Here is a 3646-nt window from a genome sequence, read left to right as displayed (position 1 = left end):
GACGCAGCTTCTCGGGCCCCTGCCAGGGCGCGCGCAGCTGCTCGGCCAGAACTTCGGACAACGCATCGATATCGAGACCGACCCAGCGGTTCTTGAAGGTGAAGTCCTTCTTGGAGGGGGCCGAGGGTCCGGTCAGCCAATCGTATTCCACCGGGTCGAATGTGACGGCGCGCGAGAGCAGCCATTCCTCCGGCCGCAGGGCGCGGGACCAGACGCCGGGATCGACCGTGGTCACCCCGCGCGGCAGGAGCCGGCCCGGCAGGGCCGGTCCCTCGGTGCCCTTGCGCACCGACTTCGCCAGGGATGCCGCGTTGGCCTCGGGCAGCTTCAGCGGATTGACGTGCCGCGCCGTGCGTGACGTCGTCCACGATTCCGACTGCTGGTGGATCATGCTCTCCAGTGTGTGGCGGGTCCGGTAGAGCTGATCGACCCGGAACTTGCGGCCCCGGATCGCGATGGTGAGCAGAAACGGCATGTAGAGGACCAGGGCGGCCCGGCCGCCCGCCGTCTGCACCCGGAAGCGATGCCCCACGGTCTCGGGGGTGAGGTCCATCAGGGCGTAACCGCCACGCGCGAGATAGGCCTCGACCGCCTCGCAGGGGATGAACAGCCAGCCCCCCACGAGCGGGATCTCGGTGAGGAAAGGCACGAAGCGCGCGGCATAGGCGAAGGGGGCCACATGGACCCAGCTGATCGCGCCCAGGATGCTGTTGATCCGGCCCATCTGCGCCATGATCACCGCCATCACGATAAAGGCGGCGATGGCGCACATGATGGCGATCTGGAGGTAATCCTCGTCGCGCGACGGCCCTTGCTGCGGCCCGCTCATTGCGCGCCCTCCGCGATCCCCGCCGTCGGGCGCGGCGTCGCGGCGACGCGGCGGATCTCTTCCACGAGCGCGCTGTCGATGACGATCCGCCCGAAGGTCAGCTCGAGCTCGTCGACATGATCGACCAGCCCGAAGACCTCGATAAGCCCCTCCCCGTTTCGGGGCGCGGCATCGAGAGCGTAGCTGACCGACAGGCCGAGCAGGCTGGCCGGGACCGCCTCGAGGCTCTGCAGGGGCGTCCCTGCCCCGCCCGGCTGGCCCATCTCGGCCATCGACTGGATCCCGAGCGAGAACATCGCCATCTTCAGCAGGCAGCTGGTGACCAGCTCCGCACGCATGGCCTCGAGCGCCGGAAGCGCGGTCGATCCCTTCACGATGCGGTCCGGGCAGGATTCGGCTATCGCGCAGACGACCCGCGCTTCGAAGTCAAGATTTCGCATGTCTCTGGCCTCTATTGCTTGCCAAGCATTATCCAAAGGACTTGCGAAAATCCACGTCAGGGAGGGCGCCAAGGGGCGGTTGTCCACATGCTTGTGCGCCGGATCGCCCCTGTCTCGTTGCTTGGAAACGGTCGAAATGGCACAACCACGGTCGAGAATGGATGGGCATCGACATGGCTATGGATAGCGAAAATACGAATGATACGGGCCCGACGAAGATGCCCGAACCGATCGCGCGCGGCCTTGCGGCGGCCGGGTCGATCCTGAGCCGTCGCGAGCGCTGGGTGCCGCGTCCCAAGGGCATGTTCCTCATCAGCCTGCCCCGGATCATCACCGCGGCGCAGGCGCTGGCACAGGCGTCCGGGGCGAGCCCCGCCCTGCGGCTCTACGCCCGGGACGGCATCACCCGCATCCTCGCCTACACCCGCGCCGATCACCGGCTGCAGATCATGCTGAACATCGCCGCGCGCAATCCGCGCGCCCTGGACGACATCCTTCTTGGCGAGATCAGCCCGAACGTCGCGCCGCACCGCTACAACCTGATGGCCACCCTGGGCGTGTTCTCCCGCAACAGCCTCCTCAACGAGGTCATGGCGCCCGAGCGTGTCCACAAGGTGCAGAACGCGCTCAAAGCGGCCTCCGAAAGCGAGAAGTGATGCGCAGCCACGAAACCGACCCGAGGAAACATGCCATGTCGAAACTCCGTTTGACGGTTCGCATCGCGGCGCTCGGTGCGCTGATGGCGACCGCCGCCATGCCCGCCTACGCCATCAGCCTTCCGGCTGCCGATGAGGCCGATGACACGCCAGCCTCTGCCGGCATGCGCCCCCTCCCCCGGCCGGTGGGCTTCGGTGCGTCGGATCTCGCGCCGGAGCTGGTCATGCGCCCGCCCCTGCGGGGCACGACGCCCGTCCTCGCGGACCCGGCGGAGGAGACGCTCTTGGCCGAGGCGCCCGAGAACGAGCCGACGATCACGGCTGATGCTTCTGACGAGACGGAAACGCCGACCGAGCCGACCGCTGCGCACGACAAGGTCGCCGAGAATGACCGTGAGCCGGTCGACCCCTTCGCGCGTCTCCACCTGGCGCGGATCGAGACCTTCTCGATCGACACCGATGCGCTCGATGCGGTGCGACAGGTGAAATGGGACGACGAGCGATCGGTCTTGCCGGGCGTCGTCGACCATGCCGCGCTGGAGGGCTTCGTGCTGTCCGAGGAGCATATCTGGCGCCAGCCCCTGACGGCGGTGCAGATCGCATCACGCGAGATGCGTAGCGCGATCAGGGAGCGCCTGACTGCCCGCTACGACCTCCAGAACGGCGAAGCGGGGGACATCGAGCGGCTCTATGCGCTTGCCGACGGACAGGCCATGCGGGATTACGGCGCGCCGCGCCCGAAGCCGGTCGAACCGGCGGCGATGAAGGTCGTCGAGGCGCGCTTCGAGGCGCCGGTCAGGGCTCCGGCCCCGGCCCCGGCCCCGGTCGCGCCCAAAGCGGCCGACCTGCGCAGCTTCCTGAACACCCCCGACGGCATCGCGGCTCTTGCCAAGATGGATGCCGCGCAGATCTCGGCTCTGACCGAGATGCTCCGCACGATCGAGGGCACCGGCGCGTCCGCCAAGAGCGAAAGCCCGGCCGACGCCCCGAAAACCGTCAAGGTGCCCGGCATGCCCGGGGTCCCGGCGCTCAGTTTCCGCCGGACGGCATCGAGTCCTGCGGCCGAGACGGAACCCCGGACCCTGGGTGGCTCGAACAACCTCCTGCTGCGGGACTGGCAGGTCACGGATGAGGGCGGGCGCGTCAGCCTGTTCCGTCAGGATGCGCCCGCCTCCCGGATCGCGATCGCCGAGGGCATGATCGTCGGGGCGCTCGGCGCCATCGTCGAAATCGACCGATCGGGGGGTGAAATCCGCGTCAGGTTCGAGAGCGGCGACGAGATCAGCGGCTCCGCATCCTGAGTTTGCGAAACATGTGGATATCCGTCCCGTAGCGATTTCGAGGCATTCTCCGGTCCGATACAAGATATGAAGGCCGCCCTTTCGCGGCAGACGGACCGGAGATTGAACATTGACTGCGAAAAAGCGGAATATCCCCCACATGGTGCAGGGTGTCGTCGCCGGGGCTCTCGCCGCGACGATGATCCTGCCTGCCACTGCAACTCGAGCTGACGTCGAAGGGGAAACCCTCGCGCCGGTCATTCATCCGGCCGATGGATGGGCGGTGATGTCGGGCGCGTCCCTGAAGGCAACGCTCGAGGGCTGGACCCGCGCGGCGGGCTGGACCCTCATCTGGGACAACGCCTTCGACTACCGCCTGCGCGCCAGCGCGGCGTTCGGTGGCGGTTTCGAGGAGGCCACAGGCCGCCTCATCGACTCCAT

The 3646-nt window shown here is 67.7% G+C and carries 5 protein-coding genes; 3 read left to right on the top strand and 2 right to left on the bottom strand.

Translation table 11 applies throughout. The annotated features are described in order from the left end of the window. Together ACFDS3_RS19665 and ACFDS3_RS19660 are read right to left on the bottom strand one after the other, a co-directional pair. The coding region (locus ACFDS3_RS19665; RefSeq protein ID WP_375264032.1) for a hypothetical protein at nucleotides 1-829 on the bottom strand (829 nt) is incomplete at its 3' end. After that, nucleotides 826-1269: a hypothetical protein gene (locus ACFDS3_RS19660; RefSeq protein ID WP_375264031.1), complete on the bottom strand. Its 444-nt coding sequence runs from the start codon at nucleotides 1267-1269 to the stop codon at nucleotides 826-828. The genes ACFDS3_RS19665 and ACFDS3_RS19660, both read right to left, overlap by 4 nt. A gap of 218 nt (nucleotides 1270-1487) precedes the next feature. Between ACFDS3_RS19660 and ACFDS3_RS19655 the strand changes: the two genes are divergently transcribed. The 3 genes from ACFDS3_RS19655 to ACFDS3_RS19645 all read left to right on the top strand — a co-directional run. Continuing rightward, on the top strand, nucleotides 1488-1925 hold the full coding sequence (locus tag ACFDS3_RS19655) for a hypothetical protein (protein ID WP_375264030.1): 438 nt from the start codon (nucleotides 1488-1490) through the stop codon (nucleotides 1923-1925). Between the two features lie 35 nt (nucleotides 1926-1960). Next, nucleotides 1961-3226 (top strand): hypothetical protein, encoded by a 1266-nt coding sequence (locus tag ACFDS3_RS19650; RefSeq protein WP_375264029.1) that lies wholly within the window; start codon nucleotides 1961-1963, stop codon nucleotides 3224-3226. A 109-nt stretch (nucleotides 3227-3335) separates the two neighbouring features. Further along, on the top strand, nucleotides 3336-3646 hold a 311-nt coding region (locus tag ACFDS3_RS19645; protein WP_375264028.1), incomplete at its 3' end, for a TcpQ domain-containing protein.

The organism is Palleronia sp., assembly GCF_042089775.1.
In the GTDB taxonomy this organism is placed as follows: Bacteria; Pseudomonadota; Alphaproteobacteria; order Rhodobacterales; family Rhodobacteraceae; genus Palleronia.
The sequence above is the reverse complement of the archived record's forward strand: the minus strand, read 5'-3'. Positions and strand labels throughout refer to the sequence as shown.

Coding starts and splice junctions, on each gene's coding strand:
- ACFDS3_RS19660 (WP_375264031.1), bottom strand. CDS start 1,269: ATGCGAAATCTTGACTTCGAAGCGCGGGTCGTCTGCGCGATAGCCGAA.
- ACFDS3_RS19655 (WP_375264030.1), top strand. CDS start 1,488: ATGCCCGAACCGATCGCGCGCGGCCTTGCGGCGGCCGGGTCGATCCTG.
- ACFDS3_RS19650 (WP_375264029.1), top strand. CDS start 1,961: ATGTCGAAACTCCGTTTGACGGTTCGCATCGCGGCGCTCGGTGCGCTG.